We start from the raw sequence: 25749 nt of genomic DNA, 5'->3' as shown, positions 1-25749 counted from the left end.
TACCTATGTTAATATTTTGTTAAAATCTAAAAAAACTGCGTTTTTAGGCTAAAATCGCATTTGGTTTATTCTGTGATGAAACATTAGAGCGCAAGTTGATGTATTAATGTTGAGGTACAAACACTTGCACATGAGCAAAAACAACCTCACATTTAACTAACAATTAAACTAAAATTTATAATAAAGCATGAAAAGAATCTTTACAAGAATTTCTGTTCTCGCTGCATTTTGTTTGCTAACAATTAACGTAGCATTAGCGCAAAACATTACCGTAAAAGGTAAAGTAATTGATGGAGGTGACAAAACTCCATTACCGGGCGTATCTATATTAATTAAAGGCACACAAAGTGGCACCCAAACAGATGTAAACGGCAACTACACCCTTAGTGCGCCGGCAAACGCCACATTAGTATTCAACTTTGTAGGCTACACAGCACTTGAGCAGGCTGTAAATAATCAAACCACCATTAATGTATCATTAGCATCATCAACACAACAACTAGAGCAGGTTGTGGTTGTGGGCTATGGTACGCAAAGAAAAATTGATGTGACGGGGGCTGTAGCTTCGGTTAAGGGTGAGGATATCAATAAACAGCCTTCTACAAACCCAATCAGTGCTTTGCAAGGTAAGGTTGCTGGTGTTTCGATCAGCAATAACGCAACCCCTGGTTCGGCGCCTCAAATTACCATTCGCGGTACAGGAACCATTTATGGCAACACAGGACCTTTATACGTTGTTGATGGTGTTTGGTATGACGACATTACATTTTTAAACCCTGCAGACATTGCAAGCATCAATATTCTTAAAGATGCATCAAGTCAATCTATTTATGGTGTTAGGGCTGCAAACGGTGTAGTATTGGTTACTACCGTTAAAGGCAAAAATGGAAATGCCACTGTAAATTATAACGGAACAGTTGGTATACAGAGTGTAACCAATCAGGTTAAAATGACCAATGCGAGTGAATATGCAACTGCAGTAAATGAGGCTTATGCTATTAACAAGGCAGCTACCCCATTGTTCGCTAATACAAATTTGGGCGAAGGTACCGATTGGTATGATCAGGTCTTACGCAATGCAATGATCAACAACCACCAGGTTTCTATCAATGGGGCCAGCGAAAAATCAAGCTATAATTTTTCATTGGGTTATGTTAATCAGGATGGTATCATTACCAATAACAATTACAAAAGATATACTGCACGCTTATCTAACGATTTCCAGGTTTTTAAGAATTTAAAAGTTGGATACAATGTTACCGGAAGTTCGAGTAAATCAAATAATGCTCCGGCATCAATTTACAGGGCTTTATATACTGCATCGCCGGTTGTACCTGTTTTTAATGCTGATGGGAGCTACGGCGATCCTAATACCTACCAGTTGGGTAACGGAAGCAATGTAAACCCGCAGGCTACTATTGATTTTAATAACAGCATCACATCGAAGTACAGGGTTACCGGAAATGTATATGCTGAATTAAAGTTTGCAAAACACTATACATTTAAAACAAGTGCGGGTGGTGATTTCGGACAGGAAGAAAACAGGATTTACACCCCATTATATTATGCCACTACCGGACAGAATACTAAAATAAGTACACTTTCTATCGGCAGAACTGAAACCAGAAACTGGATTTTAGAAAATACCCTAACTTATGAAAACAAGTGGAGCGACCACAGTTTAACTATTTTAGCAGGGCAAACAGCACAACGTTATAAATCGTACACCATAACCGGTACTGCACAAAATGTGCCTTTTGCCAGAGATGGTGATTTATATCTAAGCTTAGGTAACGCAGCAGGCAGAACCATAGAAGATAAAGGTTCGTTAAACACCGCAACTTCATATTTTGGAAGAGTTAACTATAGCTTCAAAAACAAATACCTGTTAAATGCTTCTTTAAGGGGCGATGCCGCATCACAATTTTTTGGTGGTGGCGATTTATGGGGATACTTCCCTTCTATTGGTGCCGGATGGGTAGTAACCAACGAAGATTTTATGAAAGATCAAAAAATCTTTAGCAATTTAAAAGTACGTGGTAGCTGGGGTAAAGTAGGTAATGCGGGCGTTCCGATTAACCCTACAATCTTAACTGTAAATCAAAGTGCTGCATTAATTGCATTTTATAATGGTATTGCCAATACAGGTGCAAGTGTAACAACAATAGTTCCTCCAGCTCTTTTCTGGGAACGTAGTGCTGGAACTGATATTGGCTTGGAAATGGGCTTTTTTAATAATAAATTATCAGTTGAAGCCGATTACTATAACAGAAAAACTGAACAGGCTATTTTCAACGTCCCAATTTTAGGCTCTTTAGGTACAACAGATAGCAAAATATTAGCCAATCAGGCAGATTTTAGAAATCGGGGGTTCGAATTATCTGCAACATGGTCTGATAAAACTGCCGGTGGTTTAACCTATTCAATTAGTGGTAACATCGGTATCAATAGCAATACAGTATTAAACGTAACTACTGGTTCAAATGCAATTGATGCAGGTGGCGACGGCTTAAACAACGCTGTAATTCCGACAAGAACAGTGGTTGGCCGGCCGATCGGCTCTTTCTATGGCTATCAGGTAACCGGAATTATCCAAACAGCACAAGAAGCAGCTGCTTCGGGCATGCCGGGTGCCAGACCAGGCGATTTTAAATACGCAGATTTAAATGGGGATGGCATTGTAGATTCGAAAGATAAAACTTTCTTAGGTAACCCAAATCCTAAATACACTTATGGTATTAATACCAATTTTGCTTACAAAAACTTCGATTTAACACTTGATATCCAGGGTGTGGCCGATGTTGATGTATTTAATGCTAATCTGGGTAACAGGTTTGGTAACGAGAACTACACTAAAGATTTTTACGATCACAGATGGACCGGACCCGGAACCAGCAATACTTACCCATCTACGAGTTTAGCGGGCGGAAATAACAACCAAACCAACTCATTTTATATCGAAAGTGGTGCTTACATCAGGTTAAGGAACATCCAATTGGGTTATAATCTGCCACAATCATTGATATCAAAATGGAAAATGCAAAAATTAAGAGTATTTGCCAACGCCCAAAACGCAGTTAATCTGTTCGGGTATAAAGGTTTTACTCCAGAGGTTGGTGGTGTACCTACAAAAGCAGGTATCGATTTCAATGTATATCCAATGTTTGCTACCTATAACATCGGTGTAAACTTAACCTTTTAATTGATTTTGAACATGAGAACATATATAAATATAAGTTTACAAAAATGGTGTGCAGTTGGTGTGTTATCAACTTTAATATTCGCATCATCATGTAAAAAGGACTTCTTAAATGTCGACCCACAAGGTCAGCAGGCAGCCCAGCAATTCTGGAAAACACAGGAAGATGCTACCAAAGGTGTAAATGCGATATATGCAAATTTACGCACCTGGGAGAATCTCGCCTTCCCTGCATTAGCGATCGAAAGTACCGGGTCTGATGAGGCCGATAAAGGCAGTACGGTAACCGATGCTACATTTTTTAACCTTTACGATACCTTTACTGTAACTTCTACCGAAGGCTCTTTACAAAGCTTTTGGACAGGCCAGTATAGAAATATAAACCTTTGCAACCAGGTGTTAGACAATATTCCAAATATTTCGATGGATGCCGGTTTAAAAGCCCGTTATTTAGCAGAAGCGAAGTTTGTTAGGGCTTATTCTTATTTCAGGCTGGTAAGGGCTTACGGCGGTGTACCTTTACGATTAAAAGTACCTGCTGATGCATCAGAATACAACATTCCGAGAGCAGATAAAGCAGCTGTTTATGCTCAGATAGAGAAAGATTTGAATGAGGCAGCGGCAGTATTACCAGCATCGTACGGTTCGAATGATATTGGAAGGGCTACAAAAGGTGCTGCCATAGGCATGCATGCAAAAGTAGCCATGTATCAGCAAAAATGGGACGATGTTTTAGCTTTAACCAACCAGGTAATTGGTATGGGTTATGCGCTTTTCCCTGATTTCGAGAAAGGATTCCGCACGCAGAACGAAAATAATGTTGAATCATTATTCGAAGTTCAATGCGAATTTGTTCCCGGAAATAACGATGCATCCAACTCTCAATACAGCCAGGTTCAGGGTGTAGCTGGCGAGCCAGGTGGTGGCTGGGGCTTTAATACCCCATCTGCAGAGTTGATCGCTTCTTTCGAAGCTGGCGACCCCAGAAAGGATGCTACAATTTTATTCCCTGGAGAAACTACTCCGCAGGGCGATTTTATCAAAACAAATGTTGTAAACATTGGCTACAACCAAAAATCATATGTGCCTTTCAGCATGTTTGTTTCTGGTAACCAAGGCTCACAGCAAAACTTCAGGGTATTGAGGTTTGCTGATATCCTGTTAATCAATGCTGAAGCGGCCAACGAACTTAATAATCCAACGCTGGCGTTAACATCATTAAATAAAGTACGTGCACGTGCCAGAGGAGGCCTTACAGGCATTCTTCCGGATGTTACCACTACCGATAAAACTGCTTTACGCAACGCTATCTGGAAAGAAAGACAATCAGAGCTGGCATTAGAAAGCGACAGGCTTTTTGATGTGATCCGCCAGGGCAGAGGCGCACAGGTTTTAGGCCCTAAAGGCTGGAAAGCTAATAAAAATGAAGTGTGGCCAATCCCACAAACAGAAATTGATTTAAGTGGCGGCTTGCTAACGCAAAACCCTGGTTACTAATACATCTTTTGATAAAGGTTGTCAGCATGAGCTGACAACCTTTCTTTCCTTACCCTATTACTATGCTAAACATTGTCCCAAGCAAAATAACTTACCTACTGATAACAGTTTTGTGTCCTTTTTTGCTCTTCGCAGCCTGTACAAAAAGCAAAAACACAACTTATGTTCCCGATTTAACAATCAAAAAAAATCTTTCTGATATCGAATTACTGGATCTGGTTCAAAAACAGACCTTCCAATATTTTTGGGATGGCGCCGAACCTACATCCGGTGCTGGCAGAGAGCGTTTTCATGTAGATAATGTATATCCGGATAATGATAAAAACACGGTAGCTACAGGCGCAACAGGTTTTGGTTTAATGGCTATTTTAAGCGGAATCGACAGGAATTATGTAACCAAAAAAGAAGGACTTGAAAGATTAAATAAAATATTGGATTTCCTATCCAAAGCCGATCGTTTTCATGGCGCATGGTCGCATTGGATAAACGGTGAAACAGGAAAAGTACGTCCATTCGGACAAAAAGACAATGGAGGTGATTTAGTGGAGACCTCATTCGTTGCTCAGGCTTTAATCTGTATAAACGAATACTATAAAAACGGAACCGAGCCCGAAAAAGCTTTGGCAAAAAAAGCCAGTGAACTTTGGAAGGGAATTGATTTTAACTGGTTCCGAAACGGACAAAATGTATTGTACTGGCATTGGTCGCCAGAATATAACTGGGAAATGAACTTCCCGGTTAAAGGTTATAACGAATGTTTAATTATGTACGTGATTGCCGCCTCATCCCCTACCCATACCATACCCGCTGAAGTTTATCACGAAGGCTGGGCAAGAGGTGGGGCAATTAAGGCAAATTTCGATCTTTATGGACATCATATTCCATTAGATTATCAAGGCGCAAAAAATTCTGTGGGTCCGTTATTCTGGGCACATTATTCATATTTAGGTTTAAATCCAAAAGGATTAAAAGACCGCTACGCCGATTATTGGCAAAACAATGTCAATCAAACATTAGCCATACACGATTATTGTGTAGCAAACCCGAAAAAATTTAAAGGTTATGGCGAAAATAACTGGGGTTTAACTGCCAGTTACTCGGTTAAAGGTTACGCCGCTCATAGTCTTCAGGAAGATTACGGTGTAATATCTCCTACTGCAGCCATATCATCTATCCCATATACACCAAAAGAATCGATGAAAGTAATCAGACATCTTTACGAAGATCTTGGCGACAAAGTTTGGGGTAAATACGGTTTCTACGATGCCTTTTCTGAAACGGATAACTGGTATCCCAAAAGATATTTAGGCATCGACCAGGGACCAATGGTGGTGATGATCGAGAACTATAGATCAGGCCTGCTTTGGAAATTATTTATGGGAAATAAAGACGTTCAAAATGGTTTAAAAAAACTGGACTTCCAGTTTCAGCCATAGTATTGAGTTGTATATAAATGTTTAGCCACCATATATTTCAAATTAAATCTACAGAACCATGAAAAGAATTATTTTAATACTAACAGCAATGATCGGGATCACTTTTGTGAATTCAAGTTTCACAACCATCCCAAAACATAAGCCGGCTACAACAAAAAACAATAAAAAGGTAAAATTTAATACTGTTAATGTAACTGCCACAAATTCAACCAGTGATGGTGTGCATGTAACTTTGCAAAACACAACAAGTGGTGGTGCTTATTATTTCTTTATACCGCCAAATACACCCAATGGAGTTGTTTTAGGTCAAATACCTGAAGGTTCAGATATTTATAATGTTGGCTTAACTTCAACAGGCGGAGCCCATAACATGTGGATTTACTGGGAACATCAATCCAACGTTACCGGATTGAGTGCGAGCGGAATGGCACTTGGCTGCCAAAGCTGCGCCCAGATTAAAATCTTTTAATTAACCCTATTATCCAATGGCTAAACATTTATTCAAAATATTTTTAATTACAACCCTGTTCTGCAGCACTTATGCCGTGTATGCACAGCAGAAAACCTATTGCAACCCCATTAATATCGATTATGGTTATACGCCCATCGAATCTTTTACCGAGTGGGGTAAACACCGCGCCACCGCCGATCCCGTAATTGTAAATTATAAAGGAGATTTTTACCTTTTCAGCACCAACCAATGGGGTTACTGGCACAGTGCCGATATGCTGAACTGGAAATTCCACGAAAAGAAATTTCTTCGTCCATGGAATAAAACCCAGGATGAACTTTGCGCACCTGCCGTAGGCATTGTTGGCGATACGATGGTGGTTTTCGGAAGTACTTATACCAAAAACTTCACCCTGTGGGGAAGCACTGATCCAAAAGGCAATAAATGGTTTCCCTTGGTCGATTCTTTAGAAATCGGTGGCTGGGATCCCGCATTTTTTACCGATGATGACGGCAAATTTTACATGTATAACGGAAGTAGTAACAATTACCCGATGTACGGTGTAGAATTAGACCGTAAAACATTTAAGCCAAAAGGAACTCGTATGCCAATGTACCTGCTCCAAAGCTGGAGATATGGCTGGCAGCGTTTTGGCGAATATATGGACGATACTTTCCTCGATCCTTTTGCCGAAGGTGCCTGGATGACCAAACATAATGGCAAATATTATTTCCAGTATGGTGCACCGGGAACCGAATTTAGTGGCTATTCTGATGGTGTTGTTGTTGGTACCAAACCTTTGTTCTATGATACCCCTACAGTTCCACAATCTGATCCTTTAAGCTATAAAGGCGGGGGATTTTCGCGGGGTGCGGGTCATGGTGCAACTTATCAGGATAACAGCAAAAATTACTGGCATGTTTCTACCAGCATTATCTGTGTAAAAAATACCTGGGAACGTAGAATTGGCATATGGCCAACCGGTTTTGATAAAGACGATGTGATGTGGACCAATACCGCCTTTGGCGATTACCCGCTGTATTTACCTGCTGCAAGGAAAGAAGGTGGTCCTGCCGGACCGGGCTGGATGCTCCTTAATTATAAAAAACCGGTAACGGTTTCCTCAACTTTAGGAAGTTTTAATGCCAATAATGCCGTTGATGAAAGTATTAAAACCTATTGGAGCGCCAAAACAGCCAATAACGGCGAATGGATCCAGACTGATTTAGGTAGCCTCGCAACTGTTAACGCCATACAAATCAATTATGCTGACCAGGATGCCGAATTTTTAGGTAAACAAACAGGTACTTATCATCAATATAAAATCCTTTCTTCAACAGATGGAAAAAAATGGATAACCCTTGTAGATAAAAGCCAAAACAAAACCGATGTTCCTCACGATTACATTGAACTGCAAAAACCGGTAAAAACGAGGTTTATCAAAATGGTGAACATGCACATGCCTACCGGAAAATTTGCCATTAGCGGTTTACGTGTTTTCGGTAACGGAAATGGAGAAACACCCACAAAAGTGAAAAACCTGATTGTATTAAGAACAGAAAAAGATAAACGTAGCGCATACATCAAATGGGAACCTGTTGATAATGCTTTTGCCTACAACCTTTACTATGGTACAGCGCCCGATAAACTGTATAACTGCATCATGATCCACGATTTTAATGAATACTGGTTTAAAGCCATGGATAGCCAAAAAGCATATTATTTTGCCATAGAAGCCATAAACGAAAATGGAGTCTCGGTAAAAACTGAAGTAAAGAAAGTTGATTAAAATAAACGATCACGCTCGTTTGTAACGATTACCAATAAATACGATAGAATCGTAAAGCTATTTAGGCACTCGTTGGAAACGAGCGCCAGCAAATTAATAAAAAATATAGTTCACGCTCGTTTTTAACGAGTGTAGAAATAACCGATCGTTTATAACGATCAACATTAAATACGATAGAATCGTAAAGCTATTTAGGCACTCGTTGGAAACGAGCGCCAGCAAATTAATAAAAAAAATAGCTCACGCTCGTTTGTAACGAGTGTGGAAATAACCGATCGTTTATAACGATCAACATTAAATACGATAGAATCGTAAAGCTATTTAGGCACTCGTTGGAAACGAGCGCCAGCAAATTAATAAAAAAATAGCTCACGCTCGTTTGTAACGAGTGTGGAAATAACCGATCGTTTATAACGATCAACATTAAATACGATAGAATCGTAAAGCTATTTAGGCACTCATTGGAAACGAGCGTGAAATAACCGATCGTTTCTAACGATTACCATAAAAAAATGATTAATAAAGAATAAAACACACATATAATGAAGAGAGCGAATATCCTGGTTGTTTTTTTAACCCTGTTTGTACTGAACGGATCAGCACAGACCAAAAAGCCTGTTTCGGCAGAAGAAGCGAAGATGAATACCTTCATCAGCAACCTGATGGCGAAGATGACAGTAGATGAAAAAATCGGTCAGCTGAACCTACCGAGTTCTGGCGACATTACCACCGGACAGGCCAACAGCAGCGACATTTCTAAAAAAATAAAAGACGGACAGGTTGGTGGTTTATTTAATATCAAAGGTGTAGATAAGATCAAAGCTGTTCAAAAAATTGCCGTAGAAAACAGCCGTATGAAAATTCCTTTACTTTTCGGAATGGACGTAATCCACGGCTACAATACTGTATTCCCAATTCCATTGGGCGTAAGCTGTATCTGGGATATGGCAACCGTGCAAAAATCGGCGCGTGTGGCAGCAATAGAAGCCAGTGCAAGCGGAATCAACTGGACCTTCTCTCCTATGGTAGATATTTCGAGAGATCCGCGCTGGGGACGTATCTCAGAAGGCAGTGGAGAAGATGCTTATTTAGGATCGCAGATCGCCGCAGCCATGGTTAAAGGTTACCAGGGTAAACTTCAGGCCAATAATGAGATTTTAGCCTGCGTAAAACATTATGCGTTGTATGGTGCTGCCGAAGCTGGCAGGGATTATAACACCACAGACATGAGCAAAGTACGCATGTATAATGAATATTTCCTACCTTACAAAGCGGCTGTTGATGCCGGAGCTGCAAGCGTAATGGCTTCTTTTAACGAAGTTGATGGCATCCCGGCTACCGGAAGCAAATGGTTAATGACCGATGTTTTACGTAATCAGTGGGGTTTTAAAGGGTTTGTAGTAACTGATTATACCGGTATCCCTGAAATGATTGCACATGGTATGGGCGATTTACAAACTGTTTCTGCCCTGGCTTTAAATGCAGGTATAGATATGGATATGGTTGGCGAAGGCTTTTTGGGTACTTTAAAAAAATCGTTGGCAGAGAAAAAAGTAGCTATTGCACAAATAGACAGGGCTTGTAGATTAGTGCTTCAGGCAAAATATAAACTGGGCTTATTTACCGATCCTTATAAATTCTGTAACCCTGAAAGAGCAGAAAAAGAGGTTTTTAGTCCGGCTAACCGCCAGGTGGCACGCGAAGTTGCCGGCGAAAGCTTTGTATTGCTAAAAAATAACAATAATTTACTTCCACTTAAAAAATCAGGCACCATTGGTTTAATCGGTCCATTGGCAGATAATACCGCCAATATGTACGGCACCTGGAGTGTTGCTGCCCTTTTCGATCAATCGGTTACCGTGTTACAAGGTTTAAAAAATGCCTTGGGCAATAATGCAAAAATCTTAACAGCACGCGGCTCCAACTTCCTGGCCGATTCTACCATGGAGCACCGTTATGTAAACATCCACAACCCTACTTATAAACGTGATCCACGTTCGGAAGCCGAAATGATCAAAGAAGCTTTAGAGGTTGCCAAAAAATCGGATGTAATTGTGGCCACCATTGGCGAAGGCTCTGAATTTACCGGCGAAAGCAGCAGTGTAACTGATATCCAGATTCCTGAAACACAAAAAAACCTGTTAAAAGCATTGGCTAAAACAGGCAAACCAATCGTTTTGGTATTGTTTACTGGCCGGCCGTTGGCACTAAACTGGGAGCAGGAAAATATGCCAGCTATATTGAATGTTTGGTTCCCGGGTAGCGAAGCAGGAAGTGCCATTGCAGATGTACTTTTCGGCGATGTTAATCCTTCAGGCAAATTGAGTACAACTTTCCCTCAAAATGTTGGTCAGGTGCCTTTGTATTATGCACATAAAAATACCGGTAGGCCGTTGGCAGAAGGTAAATGGTTCGAAAAATTCCGTTCCAATTATTTAGATGTAAGCAACGATCCATTATATCCTTTCGGTTTTGGTTTGAGCTATACCACATTCAATTATAGCGACATTAAATTAAGCTCAAACACCTTAACCAAAGGAAAAACCATCACCGCATCGGTTACTTTGAGCAATACAGGCAAATTTGAGGGTAAAGAGGTGGTTCAATTGTACATTCAGGATCTTGTGGGCAGCATTACCCGTCCAGTTAAAGAATTGAAAGGTTTCCAAAAAGTAAGTTTAAAAGCGGGTGAAAGCAAAACGATCACTTTTAACATCTCGGAAAACGACCTTAAATTTTACAATTCCGACCTGAAATTTGTTGCAGAACCCGGTGATTTTAAATTATTTATTGGTACCAACTCGCGTGATGTAAAAGAAACATCGTTTACGTTGAAATAAAAACATTTTGGTTAGGTTACGAACCCTGTGCTATTGTATTGTAGCCAGGGTTTCCTATTTTTGTTGAATGAAAAAGATTATTCTAACTATCTGCATTCTTTTTTCGGTACTCTTTTTAAACGCTCAGGATTTTAAAAAATACGACAGGGGAAGCTATGTCAAGGGAAAGGATTCTATTTATTATAGGATATTATTTCCCGAGAATTTTAATCCCGACCAAAAATACCCGATCATCTTCTTTTTGCATGGAAGCGGAGAAAAGGGTAATGATAACGCCAGTCAGCTGGTACATGGAGGAAAACTGTTCTTAAAAGCTGATGTCCGCAAAAATTTCCCGGCCATTGTGGTTTTCCCCCAATGTCCGCAGAACGATTTTTGGGCAAATGCAAATTTTGAAAAAGATGCGAAAGGTAAAAGGAAAATCAGTTTTGTAGAAGGCGGCAAGCCAACCAAAGTGATGCATGCCTTACAGGGTATGGTTAAAAATTTCCTTAAAAAACCTTATGTAAATAAAGATCAGGTTTATATTGGTGGTTTATCAATGGGTGCAATGGGGACTTACGAACTGTTAAGAAGAGAGCATCGTAAATTTGCCGCAGCCATCGCCATTTGTGGTGGAGACAATACAAACAACATTAAAAAATACCAGAAAATTCCGCTTTGGATTTTTCATGGTGCTAAAGATGATATCGTTGATCCTGTTTTTTCAATTGCCATTGCCGAACGCTTAAAAACGGTTGGTGATGAAGTGAAATTTACCCTTTATCCAAATGCCAACCACAACAGCTGGGATAGTGCTTTTGCCGAACCAGAGTTATTAAGCTGGTTATTTTCGCACAAGAAATAATAACGTATCGTCATTTCGAGCGGAGTGCAGGGCAGTCGAAAAATCTGTCTCGAGATAGATCTCTCCATTCCACTGCGTTTCAGTCGAGATGACGACACTATCGCACAAAAAAGGTTCCGATGTTAACACCGGAACCTTTTCAATAAATATCAATCGCTATTACTCAGCCATATTGTGGTAAACGGCCTGCACATCATCATCTTCCTCTAACTTATCAATTAATTTAAGTACATCAGCAGCCTGCTCTTCGGTAACCTCGTGGTGAGATAAAGCAATACGTTCTAATTTAGAACTTTTTAGCTCGATACCTTTCTCTTCTAAAGCTTTTTGTAGAGAACCAAAGTTTTCGAAAGCACCTTGTGCAACACCTACATCGTTTCCATCTTCATCGGCCTCTACATAAAGTTCTTCCAAACCGGCATCGATTAATTCGAATTCTAATTCTTCCAGATCTAGACCTTCAGCAGGTACAAAACGGAAAATAGATTTACGGTTAAAAACAAAGTCCAAAGAACCGGTTTTCCCCAAAGAGCCATCAGTTTTGTTAAAATAACTACGAACGTTAGCTACCGTACGATTGGTATTATCAGTGGCAGTTTCAATTAAAACGGCAACACCATGTGGTGCATAACCTTCGTACACAATTTCTTCATAATTGGCCATCGATTTATCAGATGCACGCTTAATAGCTGCTTCTACCCTATCTTTTGGCATATTTACGGCCTTCGCATTTTGCATCGCCGTACGTAAACGAGAGTTGGTTTCAGGATGAGGTCCGGATTCCTTTACCGCCATTACGATATCTTTACCAATACGCGTAAACTGAACCGCCATTTTGGCCCAACGCTTAAATTTTCTCTCTTTTCTAAATTCGAATGCTCTTCCCATTTTTTGAGTATGAAGTATTTTAGTAGCAAGTATGGAGAATTGAGTATCAGGACAGGGAAAAACCCTTACACCTTATACCCTACACCTTTAACCTCTCTACTTATTTTTTTAAATTATTTAACATATCTGTTGTCAGTTTCGATAAATCGAACTCTGGTTTCCAGCCCCAGTCTTTTGCTGCATAACTATCATCTATAGAACGTGGCCAGCTGTTTGCAATTTGCTGACGTGGATCATTAGCGCCGTAAGTTAATGTAAAATCGGGAATATGTTTTCTGATTTCTGCTGCTAAAACCTCAGGCGTAAAACTTACCCCTCCAAAATTATAACTGCTGCGAACTGAAATCTGATCAGCCGGAGCATCCATCAATTCAATGGTTCCTCGGATCGCATCATCCATGTACATCATTGGCAATTCCGTATCCGCATTTAAAAAACTCTGGTAACTGCCCTTTTTCAATGCATCATGAAAAATATGGATGGCATAATCGGTTGTTCCACCACCTGGTGCGGCTTTCCAGCTGATCAACCCAGGGTAACGGATACTCCGCACATCTAATCCGTATTTTTGGTTATAATATTCGCACCAACGCTCACCTGCCAGTTTACTGATTCCATAAACGGTATTTGGATCCATTACACAATATTGCGAAGTATTATCTTTTGGAGAGTTTGGTCCGAATACAGCAATAGAACTTGGCCAATATACTTTTGCCGTTTTATATTCTAAAGCCAAATCTAACACATTCAGCAAACCATTCATATTTAAGTCCCAGGCCAGTTTTGGGTTTTGCTCACCGGTAGCCGATAATAAAGCCGCCAAAAGGTAAACCTGTGTTGGTTTGTATTTATGAAAAATGCCATTAATCATTTCTTTATCCAGCACATTCACAAATTCAAACGGTGCAGAGTTTTTGATGTCGTAATCCGGTCTGCGGATATCGCACGCAACTACGTGATCATCACCATATATTTTACGTAACATGGTTACCAACTCGGTACCAATTTGCCCGTTTGAGCCTAAAACAACAATTTTTTCTTGCATAATTTTTTTGAGATTGAGCAAAGGTAAAAAAATGAGATAAAACGCGATAAAATATTTATACTTAGTGTAAAAAGGGGCATGATTGGTTAATTTTTGAAGGAAGCCTAATGGAAAAGGTTAACTGCATAAATTGTTTAAACTGGTTAACTGCAACAGCGAATTGTTGAATTGTTAACTGAAACTTATCTGCTGCAGATCCTGAAACAAGTTCAGGAGGACAGAATTTGCGAGAAAATCAAATTAATGCTAAGCGTCTGGCACCATACGCTAACATTCCAACATTAAAACCTTTCAACTTTCCAACATACAACAATCAAACCCAACAATACAACAATCGCACGATACAACAATCGCACGATACAACATTAATTTTATTACATTTACTATCATTATTACCCCGAACAACCAAATAAATGACCTCTTTTGAGCCTGAAAAATCTGCAAATTTACTTAACCGCCTAAAACAGGGCGATAAGCAGGCTTACGAAAAAATATATTTTACTTTTAGTAAGGAACTGCTCTATGCTGCTTACAAAAAAACGGGCGATAGGGTAATTGCTGAAGAACTGGTACAAAATATTTTTATCTCCCTTTGGGAAAAGCGGCAGGATTTACAGATCAATAATCTCCAGGCTTATTTATTTGGGGCATTAAAGCTCAGCGTGATCAACCATATCCGCAGTTTGGTGATGGAGAATAAATACATAGCGTACCAAACGCTCACCTATTCAGAAAATCACCAGGATACCGCCAACCTTGTAGACCTTCACGATCTTTCTTCCATTATTGAAAAAGGTATTAATTCTCTTCCCGAAAAAACACAGGAAGTTTTCAGGCTCAGCCGCTACCAGCACCAATCTACCAAAGATATTGCTACCGGTTTAAACATTACAGAAAAGGCTGTAGAATACCACATTACCCGCTCTATCAAAAGGATAAAAGAATATATTAAAAATTTTTACATCTTTTTATAACTGATTATCAGTAAATTATAAATTATTTCGTTTTTTTTCATTCCTGCCTTTAGGGGTTAACCCTCATTGTGTTACTGGTATAATATAAAGCCAAATATTCTTCCTTATGAACCAGAAATCATTTTACGATTTACTTAACCGTTACGAAAGCGGAAATTGTACCGAGGCCGAAAAGCTTTGGATCGATAAATGGTATCATAACTTAAATAGCCACGACTTTAAAGATTTATCATCAACTGCATTAGAAGAAATGCAGGCCAATGTTTGGCTGAACATTAATAGTACACAACGCAAACCGGTGCCGGTGCCAAAAGTTAAAAAGCTTTGGCCAAAATTTGCCATTGCAGCTTCTATCTTGGTTGCCTTTTTTATCGCTGGTTTATACCTGGCCACTTACAACCACGCTGAGCAATCTTTTTTAGACGAAAATGCCAGTCTAAGCTTAATCAGTAAAACCAATGAGAGCGACAGTACCATGGTAATTTCGTTAAGCGATGAAAGTACGGTAACACTTAAGCCACAAGCGAATATTATTTATCCAAAAGTTTTTGCAGCGAATAAAAGAACGGTTTATTTAAAAGGAAGCGCATTCTTTTCGGTGAGTAAAAACCCTAAACGCCCCTTTTATGTGTATAATCAAAAATTGGTTGTGCGTGTTTTGGGTACCAGTTTCTGGGTTAAATCGGCTACTGATAAAATGCCTGCACAGGTTGCGGTAAGAACCGGAAAAGTTAGCGTAGCAGAAAACCAGAAAAGTTCGCTATTTGTCTTTTCAGAAAAAAAACTGGCTAAACCGATCCTGCTTACACCGAATCAAAAAGGTATTTTTACAGATCATCAGTTAAACAAAACACTGGTAAGTAAACCCATTCCTTTGGCCGAAGCTTACAATATACCCACCAGCTTAAGCTACAACTTTAAAGAAGAAAGCATTAAACAAATTTTCAAAACCTTATCCGAAGCTTATGGCATTGAGATAAAATCGGATAACGAGCAGATATCCACCTATACTTTTACCGGAGATTTAAGCAAAAAGGGGCTGTATGAGCAGCTCGACCTGATTTGCGGAACCATATCAAGCAAATATTATATCCAGGGAACCAGCATTGTGGTTTCCAATAAAAACTAACCAAATTATATAAAAACGATGAAGAAAAACTACACCACCAGCAGCCCGTAACCGCGGCTCGTTTTCCATCATATTTTTCTAAAAACAAAGCCGACAATGTGGGGCATTGCCGGCGAGTTAAATACATTAGAAATGTATTCATGGTATTCCTATGTCCAATAAATCCAATCATTTAATGAACAATAACCAAATTTATGAAAAAAAATCAACTTATTTCGCTGGCGATATATGCAATGAGAGTTTCGATTTACCAAATACTTGCAATAATAATTTTTACCTGTGCTGCGTTTGCAAACAATGTAGGCGCACAGGACTTTCTGAATACACCAATTTCGATCAAAGCCGATCAAACCGATATTAAATCCATTATAGAAAGAACCGAACAACTGGCCAATGTTAAATTTGTTTACAGTCCGCAGTTAATTAACTCCCAACGTAAAGTTTCCATTAACGTGGTGAACCAAAAGCTTAAATACTTTCTTGAGAATTCGCTAAAACGTTATGACGTGGGATATAGGATAGTTAAGGATCAGATTCTGCTCTATTCTATTCCCGCCAATAACAACCTCGAATTGTTAAAAGCCTTCGAAGGTATCGTTACCGGAAAAGTGACCGATAGCAAGGGCAATGCTATCCCAGGGGTATCCGTTACCGTAAAAGGCAAATCAATCGGCACCACAACCGACGAAAACGGTGCCTTTGCCTTAAAAGGTTTAACCGTTGATAGCCGGGTTTTAGTCGTGCGTTATGTAGGTTTCATTTCGAAAGAAGTCAACCTATCTGCAGGCAATGCCGATGAAAACCTGAACATCAGTTTATCAGAAGATAACCTGCAACTGGAAAGTGTGATGGTAACTGGTGGTAATCCGAAGAAAAAACTGGAAAGTAGTGTGGCCTTAACCTCTGTAAGCAATAAAGACATTACCAACAGGGCTCCCTTAAATAGTACCGATTTATTAAAAGCAATACCAGGTTTAACGGTAGAAAGTACCGGTGGTGATGGTCCGGGTAACGTTTGGGTAAGGGGGTTTCCGCAGCAGGGTGGTTATATTTTCCTCGGCATCCAGGAAGATGGCTTACCGCTTCTGCCAACAGGTTTCAATACCAATCCATCAGTAGATCAATATTACAAAACAGATTTAACCATTCAGAATATCGAAGCCGTTAGGGGTGGTAATGCTTCCATCATCCAGGCAAATACACCAGGAGCTGTGGTAAACAACATCAGTTATGTGGGTGCCGATAAACAATATGGCCAGTTTAAATTTACCTCAGGTTTTTCACAGGGTTTATACCGTATTGATGGAAATACCGGAGGCAAGATAAACGATAACATTAAATACAACATTGGTGGTTTTTACCGCACCGATAACGGCGTGGTAGATCAGGGTTTCAATCCGGCCAACCAGGGCGGACAGGTTAAAGGTAACATGACTTTTAACTTCAAAAACCATAAAGGCTTTATCCGTGTATATGGTAAATACCTGAATGATAAAGTGCAGTTCCTGTTAACCAGTTATTATCCTTACGATGGTACCGGGAAACCGACTACTTACCGCGATTACGATATGGCTTCGCAATCAATCGTTCCGCTTCAAACCGAATGGAGTTATAACGATCCGGCAACCGGCAACCACAATTTCAGCTTAACCGATGGTATCCATACCAAATTAGGATCAGGTGGTTTCCAGTTCAATTATTTAACGGATAGCGGCTGGCAGATCGTTAACAATTTCCGTTATCAGAATACCCATACCAATTCTACTTATACCGTTCCATCCGGAATTGCAGCGAGAACTGCAGCAACACCTTACTATTATCCTGGTGGCGCTGTTGCTCCATTTGCTGCAGGCGATTATGTAATCACTTCGTCAGCCAACGGACAGATTAACAGCGATGTACAGATCGTTGATTATCTGGATTTAAAAAAAACCATTAAAAACCACAATTTAGGCATCGGTGCAGGCATCCACCAGTATAACCGCGATGATTTGCGCTATGCTTTCCGTTCATTCTCCGAATTTAAAGAACATCCGAGCATTATATTACAGTCGCCTACTGCAGGCGAACGTACCATCCAGACCAAAAATACCTTTATCGGCGATACCAGAACTTTATCAGCCTATGCTTCTGATGAGATCAAAATCTCCGAACAATGGCGTTTAGATATAGGCGCAAGGGTTGATAACCAGAATGTTAAAGGCGACAGACCGTATTACGCCTTAAATACAGATGGAACAGTTAATAATACAGCTACTGCAACGGCAACCATTTTAGGTTACACGCCTTATGATGAAACCTTAACCAATTGGGCTGCATCGGTTGGTGCCAATTACAAGATCAACTCAACCTCTAGTATCTTTGTCAGGGCTACCAAAGCTTACAATGCACCAACAATAGGCGATTACAATGCATCTGCATATAACGCGGCCAACATCAAAAAACGTCCGGTTTATTTAGGAGAGGTAGGTTTTAAATATGCTAAGAACAACCTGGCCATTTTTGCTTCAGGAAGTTATTCGGCCATTAAAAATGTATCCTTAACCATCAATGTGCCAACAGCAGCAGCCGGTACACAGGCGCTTGTTGCATTTGGTTCTACGCGTACATTCAGTGCCGAATACGAAGTTTCATACAAAATTGCCAAACCACTTAGTTTGCGGTTAACCGGAACCTTGCAGGATTCTAAATACACCGATTACGAAGCTTCTACCAAAGGAAACGCAGCGATACTGGCCGAATTTGGCGACCGCGTGTATAGTTTTACCGGTAAAAGAACAGAACGTGTTCCGGTATTAAATACCGAACTAGGTGCCAACTACGATTACAAAAACTTCAATTTATACGTAGCGGCAAACTATGTGGGCAGTCGTTTCACCTCTCCTAGCGATAGTTATAAATTACCTGCCTATGTGGTAATGAAAGCTGGTGCAGGATATAATTTCACTAAAAAAGTTTCGATAAGGTTTTGGGCAGACAACTTGTTAAATGCAAAAGTGCTGACAGAGGGCGATGTACGCGGAGATCAGTTCAGGGACTTCTCGACCGTTACCCCTGGCACATTGATGATTGGCAGAACATTACTTCAGCGTACTTTCTGGGGATCATTGGCTTATTCATTCTAACAAATCAAACCGGAGTTTACGCTCCGGTTTTTTTAATTCTAAAAACACCATGACAACAAGAAGATCATTTTTACAACAGGCAGGTTTAGCAGGTGCGGCCGCTTTTTTAAGTCCATCTATTATTACCACAGCCCTGGCCCAATCAGCCAAGGTTTCAAAGATCGGTATCGGGCTTTTTACCCTGAGGGAACAATTAACGGCTGATGTAAAAGCCACCATACAACAGGTTGCTAAAATTGGCTATAACCAGGTAGAAACCTATTACGGTTATCCGGGCAAATACGAAGTAAAAGGTTTTTGGGGTTTAGAAGCAAAAGATTTCAATACGTTGCTAAAATCAAATGGCCTCACCTCTCCTAGCGGACATTATAACGTAACCGAGTTTTTATCTTCAGGTGACGACAAAGTATTAAAATCGCATATCGAAACCGCTGCTACCGTAAACCAGAAATATTTTGTAGTTCCTGCCCTGCCAACCGATATCAGGGCGAACGGTACCTTAGACGATTACAAGCGTATGGCTGCAAAATTTAACCAGGCTGCAGAACTTTGTCAGAAATCGGGTTTAAAACTGGCTTACCACAACCATAATTTCGAATTTAAAGATCAGGGCAATGGCGTTACCGGTTACGAAATCCTGTTAAAAGAAACCGAAGCCAAACTGGTTAGTTTTGAACTCGATATCTTTTGGGCGGTAAATGCAGGTTTAGATCCGGTAGCGATGTTTAAGAATAATCCGGGCCGTTATAAAACGTTCCATGTAAAGGATATGGATAAAACAGACAAAGCCGTTTTTACCGAAGTAGGTGCTGGCAGAATAGATTTCAAAAGTATTTTTGCGGCATCAAAACTGGCCGGACTGGATTACATTTTCACAGAGCAGGACATCATTAAAAAAGAACCCTATCAAAGTATAACCGAAAGCTATAATTACATCAAAAAGAACCTGATCTAGATCAGGTTTTAGTTTTAAATAAGTTCGTTTTTCAATTTATTAGTAAATAAGCCACTCACCTATACTAAATGTACTTTTTACACCAAGTAAATTGACTATAAAAACCTGCTTAAAATAGAAATAGAGCCACAAAAACCTATTTATTTAGAACAATTCTACTCAGTAACAATCGCATTGCAGTCTGATAATTTACTCCAAAAAATTTATTCTTTCCGCTATATTTTTTCTAATATTACTAATTCAACACATAATATAACCAATATATAAAACCATAAAGACGATGCACAGAAGAGAAGCACTCAAAAACGTCGCATTTTTGCTGGGAGGAGCAATCTCAGCAAGCACAATGGGCGTTTTATTTGAAAGTTTTACGCTCCCTGAAAACGAAAAAAATTTTGTGAACTACTCGTTGGAAGACGAAAAGATTTTTGCCGAGTTCGCTGATATTATTGTCCCGACTACCAAAACCTCTGCCGGGGCCAAAGCCGCAGGATTAGGAAAATTCATCCCAATGATGATGAAAGACTGTTATCCTGCTACCATGCAAACTTCATTTGCACAGGGCTTTAAAGATCTTCAGGCAAAATCAATGAAAGATTTCGGTAAAAGCTACATCACTTTAACACCAGTCGACCGGAAAAAATTAATGATCGATTTAAGAACAATCACACTTGCCCAAAAAGAAAGCAAATCAGAAGAAAACAAAGATCTGGCTTACTTTTTCACCACCGCAAGGGATTTAACGCTGCTCGGTTATTATTCTTCAGAAATTGGTTGCACCAAAGCACGCGAATATGTGCTTATCCCGGGCCGATATGATGGTAACACCACATTAAAGCCAGGCCAAAAATCATGGGCAACCTAATTTCTAACCTCAACTACAAAACATCATGAATTTAAATACAGATTTAAAAGCAGAAAATACTTACGATGCTATTGTAATAGGATCGGGGATTAGTGGCGGCTGGGCTGCAAAAGAACTAACAGAGAAAGGCTTACGTGTTTTAATGCTCGAAAGAGGAATGAACATTGAACACATTACCGGTTACGAAACCGCGATGAAAAATCCATGGGATTTTAAACATGCAGGTAAACTAACCGAAGAGCAAAAACGTACCCACCCGGTACAAAAAAGAGATTATCCTTACCAGGAAGCTAATGAAAAATGGTGGGTAAACGATTTAGAATGCCCATATACCGAAGATAAACGTTTCGATTGGTACCGTGGTTTCCACGTGGGTGGTAAATCTTTAATGTGGGGCCGCCAGAGCTACCGTTTTAGCGACCATAACTTTGAGGATAACAAAAAGGATGGCCATGGAAATGATTGGCCAATTCGGTATGCCGAACTTTCTCCCTGGTACGATTATGCAGAACGATTTGCTGGCATCAGTGGTTCTAAAGAAAACTGGCCTACCTGTCCTGATGGTGAGTTTTTACCACCAATGGATTTAAACATTGTAGAAAAATCGGTAAAAGCACGCGTAGAAGAACATTATAAAAGAGAACGTATTATTATGATTGGCCGTACCGCCAATTTAACCGTTCCCCATAAAGGCCGTGGTAATTGCCAGTACAGAAACTTATGTAGCCGCGGTTGTCCGTTTGGAGCATATTTCAGTACACAATCTTCTACCCTCCCTGCAGCGATGGCAACAAAAAGGTTAACGGTTAGGCCATACTCGATCGTAAATCATATCATTTACGATAAAGATACCAAAAAAGCAAAAGGTGTAATGGTAATTGATGCGGAGACCAACAAAACAATGGAATTTTATGCAAAAATTGTTTTCGTTAACGGTTCTACATTAGGTTCAACATTCGTGCTGTTAAACTCAACATCCGAAGCCCATCCAAATGGATTAGGTAACGCAAGTGGTCAGTTAGGTCATAACCTAATGGATCATCATTTTCGTTGTGGAGCAAATGGAGAAGCTGAGGGCTTTGATGATAAATATACTTATGGCCGCCGTGCAAACGGAATATACGTACCAAGATATCAAAACATCGGCAACGATAAACGTGATTATTTGCGTGGTTTCGGGTACCAGGGTGGTGCAAGCAGGGCAAACTGGCAAAGTGATGTTGCCGAACTATCCTTTGGTGCAGATTTAAAAGAAAAAATGACCAAACCAGGCAAATGGAACATGGGACTGGGCGGTTTCGGAGAAATGCTTCCTTACTACGAAAATAAGGTATACATCGATCACAACAAAAAAGATAAATGGGGTCAGCCGGTATTGGCTATTGATTGCGAATACAAAGAGAACGAGAAAAAAATGCGTGTGGATATGATGAACGATGCTGCCGAAATGTTAGAAAAAGCAGGCTTGAAAAACATCAAAACATTTGATAATGGCTGTTATCCCGGCATGGCCATCCATGAGCAAGGAACGGCAAGAATGGGTAACGATCCAAAAACGTCCGTACTGAACAAATGGAACCAGATGCACGAAGTGAACAACGTTTTCGTAACCGACGGTTCTTGTATGCCATCAATCGCCTGTCAAAATCCATCGCTAACCTTTATGGCCTTAACTGCCAGGGCCTGCGATTATGCTGTTAAAGAATTAAAGAAAAAGAATATCTAGAAAGGTATGAGGTTTAAGGTAAAAGGCGTAAGGTACAAGGTTTAATTACCCAAAAGTCCTACACCTTTTACCCTTAACCTTTTTAAAGTAGAAGGAGGAAGGCGTAAGGTAGATTTAATTGCCTCAAAACCTAAACCTTTTTAGAGGTAGAAGGCAGAAGGTGTAAGGCTTAAGAACCCTAAACCTTTCTGAAGGCGCTAGAAAATTACCTTAAACCCTAAACCTCACACCTTAAACCCTAATTAAATTAAAAAACAGAGCAAGAGGCACAAGATTTAAGCTATAGGAAAATCGCCCTAAACCTTTCACCTTACACCTCACACCTTTATAAAATGAAAAGAAAATTAAGAATGGGCATGATAGGCGGTGGAAAAGACGCTTTTATCGGTGCCGTACACCGTTTGGCCGCCAATATGGATGGCCTGATCGAATTAACTGCCGGAGCTTTAAGTGTAAACCCTGAAATCGGGTATGAATCTGGAAAATTGCTTTTCCTTCCTGATAACAGGATCTACAGCAATTACGAAGAAATGCTGACCAAGGAAAGCGAATTGCCAGCAGATGGAAAAATTGACTTTGTAACCATCGTTACACCAAACTTTGCCCACTTTGCCCCTGCAATGATGGCGTTGGATAAAGGCTTTAACGTGGTAATCGAAAAACCGATCACTTTAACTTTGGATGAGGCAAAACAGTTGCAGGCAAAAGTGGAAGAAACCGGCTTAACCTTATGTTTAACACATACCTATTCGGGCTACCCAATGGTTAAACAGGCTAAACAAATGGTTAGCGAAGGTGCTTTGGGTGCCATCCGCAAAATTGTGGTAGAGTACCCACAGGGATGGCTAAGCACCTTATCAGAACGCGAAGGCAATGCACAGGCGGCCTGGCGTACCGATCCATCTAAAACCGGAAAAAGCGGTAGCATGGGCGATATCGGTACACACGCAGCACATTTAGCCGAATATATTTCAGGCCTGAAAATCACAAAAATCTGTGCCGATTTAAATATAGTGGTTCCAGGCAGGGCCATTGATGATGATGGTAACGTACTGTTAAAATTCGATAATGGCAGCAATGGCGTGCTTGTTGCATCGCAAATTGCTGCCGGGGAAGAAAATGCATTAAAAATCAGGGTATATGGCGAAAAGGGAGGCTTAGAATGGCACCAGATGGAACCAAATACCATGATTGTAAGATGGTTAAACGCACCTGCACAGATTTACAGAACTGGTAACGGTTATATGGGCAGTTTTGCTAAACACAATACCCGCACACCTGGTGGTCATCCGGAAGGTTACCTGGAGGCATTTGCAAATATTTACAGAAATTTCGCGTTAACAATAGATGCAAAGCTCAATAATGAGCAGCCTACAGCAGAAATGCTGGATTTTCCAGGTACAGAAGACGGCATCAGGGGAATGGCATTTATCGAAAATGTGGTGGCTTCCAGCCAATCCGATCAAAAATGGCACGATTATAAACTATAATATCCAGCATGACAACTATAAAAGGACCAGCAGTATTTTTAGCACAATTTATAAGCGACGAAGCGCCATTTAACACTTTAGAAAATATCTGTGAATGGGCAGCCGGATTAGGTTTTAAAGGCATCCAGATGCCAACACTCGATGCAAGGTTTATCGATCTTCAAAAAGCCGCCGAAAGCAAAACCTATGCCGACGAACTGAAAGGTAAAATTGCTTCTTATGGTTTAGAGATCACCGAACTTTCTACCCACTTACAGGGTCAGTTGGTGGCTGTACACCCGGCTTACGATGATTTATTCGATGCATTTGCACCAAAAGAAGTACATAAAAACCCGAAAGCAAGAACGGAATGGGCCGTGCAACAAATGAAATATGCAGCAAAAGCCTCTCAAAACTTAGGCTTAAATGCACATGCTACATTTAGCGGTTCATTATTATGGCAATATTTCCACCCCTGGCCACAACGCCCTGCGGGATTGGTTGAAGAAGGTTTTGCTGAACTGGCAAAACGCTGGACGCCAATCTTAAACGAGTTTGATCAATGCGGTGTTGATGTTTGTTATGAAATCCATCCGGGAGAAGATTTATTTGATGGCGAAACCTACGAAATGTTCCTCGCCGCAGTAAATAATCATCCTCGTGCATGCTTATTATACGATCCATCACACTTTGTGCTGCAACAATTGGATTACATTCAGTACATCGATTTTTACCACGAACGCATCAAAGCCTTCCACGTGAAAGACGCAGAATTTAACCCTACGGGCAAACAAGGCACTTTTGGTGGTTACCAGAGCTGGGCAAACCGCGCTGGCCGTTACCGTTCGCCAGGAGATGGGCAGGTTGATTTTAAAACCATTTTTAGTAAATTGGCCCAGTACGATTTTAAAGGTTGGGCCGTTATGGAATGGGAATGCTGCATTAAAAATCAGGAAGATGGCGCCCGTGAAGGTGCAGAATTCATTAAAAAGAACATTATCAACGTAACGGATAAGGCCTTTGACGATTTTGCAGCATCAGGTAGTGATAGCGCTTTCAATAAAAGAATATTAGGATTACAAGATTAACAAAACACAAAACACACACACAACATGAAAAAAACATTTTTAATTTTAGGCGCTGTAGTCATTTTTATGGCTTCATTTTCAAAAGCAGATTTAGCAAAAGAAAAGACCGTGGTTGCAACAGCAACAATGACAAACCATGCTGCTTTCCAATCGAATCCAGGCGAAAAACTGATCAACAAAAACGACTGTTTAGGTTGCCACAACAAGACCAATAAAATTATCGGTCCTGCTTATGTAGACATTGCAAAGAAATATCCGGCTACCGAGAAAAACATCAACATGTTAGCCGATAAAATTATTAAAGGTGGTACCGGAGTTTGGGGCAATATGCCAATGACTGCTCATGCTACCCTTAAAAAAGACGATGCAAAATTAATGGTGAAGTACATTTTATCCCTTAAAAAATAATTTTAACCAAATTAGCAA

The 25749-nt window shown here is 40.2% G+C and carries 18 protein-coding genes; 16 read left to right on the top strand and 2 right to left on the bottom strand.

Translation table 11 applies throughout. The features are described from left to right. The first annotated feature begins 187 nt into the window (after window positions 1–187). The 7 genes from R2R28_RS18415 to R2R28_RS18385 all read left to right on the top strand — a co-directional run bounded on the left by R2R28_RS18415 (window position 188) and on the right by R2R28_RS18385 (window position 12059). Window positions 188–3202: a TonB-dependent receptor gene (locus R2R28_RS18415; protein WP_316827152.1), complete on the top strand. Its 3015-nt coding sequence runs from the start codon at window positions 188–190 to the stop codon at window positions 3200–3202. Window positions 3203–3214: 12 nt separating this feature from the next. Beyond that, window positions 3215–4696: a RagB/SusD family nutrient uptake outer membrane protein gene (locus R2R28_RS18410; protein WP_316827151.1), complete on the top strand. Its 1482-nt coding sequence runs from the start codon at window positions 3215–3217 to the stop codon at window positions 4694–4696. Window positions 4697–4758: 62 nt separating this feature from the next. After that, complete coding sequence (locus R2R28_RS18405; protein ID WP_316827150.1) at window positions 4759–6132, top strand: glucoamylase family protein; 1374 nt, start codon at window positions 4759–4761, stop codon at window positions 6130–6132. Between the two features lie 58 nt (window positions 6133–6190). Continuing rightward, window positions 6191–6601, top strand: a complete 411-nt coding sequence (locus R2R28_RS18400) for a hypothetical protein (RefSeq protein ID WP_316827149.1) — start codon at window positions 6191–6193, stop codon at window positions 6599–6601. 16 nt (window positions 6602–6617) lie between these two features. Next, the gene (locus R2R28_RS18395) at window positions 6618–8372 is read left to right on the top strand and encodes a discoidin domain-containing protein (RefSeq protein WP_316827148.1); all 1755 of its coding nucleotides are present in this window, start codon (window positions 6618–6620) and stop codon (window positions 8370–8372) included. Between the two features lie 542 nt (window positions 8373–8914). Further along, the gene (bglX, locus tag R2R28_RS18390; RefSeq protein ID WP_316827147.1) at window positions 8915–11212 is read left to right on the top strand and encodes a beta-glucosidase BglX; all 2298 of its coding nucleotides are present in this window, start codon (window positions 8915–8917) and stop codon (window positions 11210–11212) included. 67 nt (window positions 11213–11279) lie between these two features. After that, window positions 11280–12059: a dienelactone hydrolase family protein gene (locus tag R2R28_RS18385; protein WP_316827146.1), complete on the top strand. Its 780-nt coding sequence runs from the start codon at window positions 11280–11282 to the stop codon at window positions 12057–12059. Between the two features lie 159 nt (window positions 12060–12218). Here the strand turns inward: R2R28_RS18385 and R2R28_RS18380 are convergent, their stop codons facing one another. Next, window positions 12219–12947 carry a YebC/PmpR family DNA-binding transcriptional regulator gene (locus R2R28_RS18380; RefSeq protein WP_316827145.1) on the bottom strand — a complete coding sequence of 243 codons (729 nt, stop codon included), beginning with the start codon at window positions 12945–12947 and terminating at the stop codon, window positions 12219–12221. A gap of 100 nt (window positions 12948–13047) precedes the next feature. Beyond that, window positions 13048–13992, bottom strand: coding sequence for an NAD-dependent epimerase/dehydratase family protein (locus R2R28_RS18375; protein WP_316827144.1), 945 nt, complete (start codon window positions 13990–13992; stop codon window positions 13048–13050). A gap of 413 nt (window positions 13993–14405) precedes the next feature. Here R2R28_RS18375 and R2R28_RS18370 point away from each other — a divergent pair, with 413 nt between their 5' ends. The 9 genes from R2R28_RS18370 (at window position 14406) to R2R28_RS18330 (ending at window position 25731) form a co-directional block, all read left to right on the top strand. Then, complete coding sequence (locus R2R28_RS18370; protein ID WP_316827143.1) at window positions 14406–14966, top strand: RNA polymerase sigma factor; 561 nt, start codon at window positions 14406–14408, stop codon at window positions 14964–14966. Between the two features lie 106 nt (window positions 14967–15072). Beyond that, window positions 15073–16095, top strand: a complete 1023-nt coding sequence (locus R2R28_RS18365) for a FecR family protein (protein WP_316827142.1) — start codon at window positions 15073–15075, stop codon at window positions 16093–16095. A 194-nt stretch (window positions 16096–16289) separates the two neighbouring features. Further along, window positions 16290–19220, top strand: coding sequence for a TonB-dependent receptor (locus tag R2R28_RS18360; RefSeq protein WP_316827141.1), 2931 nt, complete (start codon window positions 16290–16292; stop codon window positions 19218–19220). A 49-nt stretch (window positions 19221–19269) separates the two neighbouring features. Continuing rightward, window positions 19270–20175, top strand: coding sequence for a sugar phosphate isomerase/epimerase (locus R2R28_RS18355; RefSeq protein ID WP_316827140.1), 906 nt, complete (start codon window positions 19270–19272; stop codon window positions 20173–20175). Between the two features lie 280 nt (window positions 20176–20455). Then, window positions 20456–21040, top strand: a complete 585-nt coding sequence (locus tag R2R28_RS18350) for a gluconate 2-dehydrogenase subunit 3 family protein (RefSeq protein ID WP_316827139.1) — start codon at window positions 20456–20458, stop codon at window positions 21038–21040. Window positions 21041–21065: 25 nt separating this feature from the next. Further along, on the top strand, window positions 21066–22766 hold the full coding sequence (locus tag R2R28_RS18345; protein WP_316827138.1) for a GMC family oxidoreductase: 1701 nt from the start codon (window positions 21066–21068) through the stop codon (window positions 22764–22766). A gap of 332 nt (window positions 22767–23098) precedes the next feature. After that, complete coding sequence (locus tag R2R28_RS18340; protein WP_316827137.1) at window positions 23099–24256, top strand: Gfo/Idh/MocA family oxidoreductase; 1158 nt, start codon at window positions 23099–23101, stop codon at window positions 24254–24256. Between the two features lie 8 nt (window positions 24257–24264). Beyond that, a complete protein-coding gene (locus tag R2R28_RS18335) occupies window positions 24265–25323 on the top strand; it encodes a sugar phosphate isomerase/epimerase family protein (RefSeq protein ID WP_187591449.1) in 1059 nt (352 codons plus the stop codon). 24 nt (window positions 25324–25347) lie between these two features. Beyond that, complete coding sequence (locus R2R28_RS18330; protein WP_316827136.1) at window positions 25348–25731, top strand: c-type cytochrome; 384 nt, start codon at window positions 25348–25350, stop codon at window positions 25729–25731. The last annotated feature ends 18 nt before the right edge of the window (window positions 25732–25749 follow it).

This window comes from Pedobacter miscanthi, assembly GCF_032678605.1.
Taxonomy (GTDB): domain Bacteria; phylum Bacteroidota; class Bacteroidia; order Sphingobacteriales; family Sphingobacteriaceae; genus Pedobacter; species Pedobacter miscanthi_A.
Note: the sequence above shows the minus strand (reverse complement) of the source record. Positions and strands in the feature narration are given on the sequence as shown.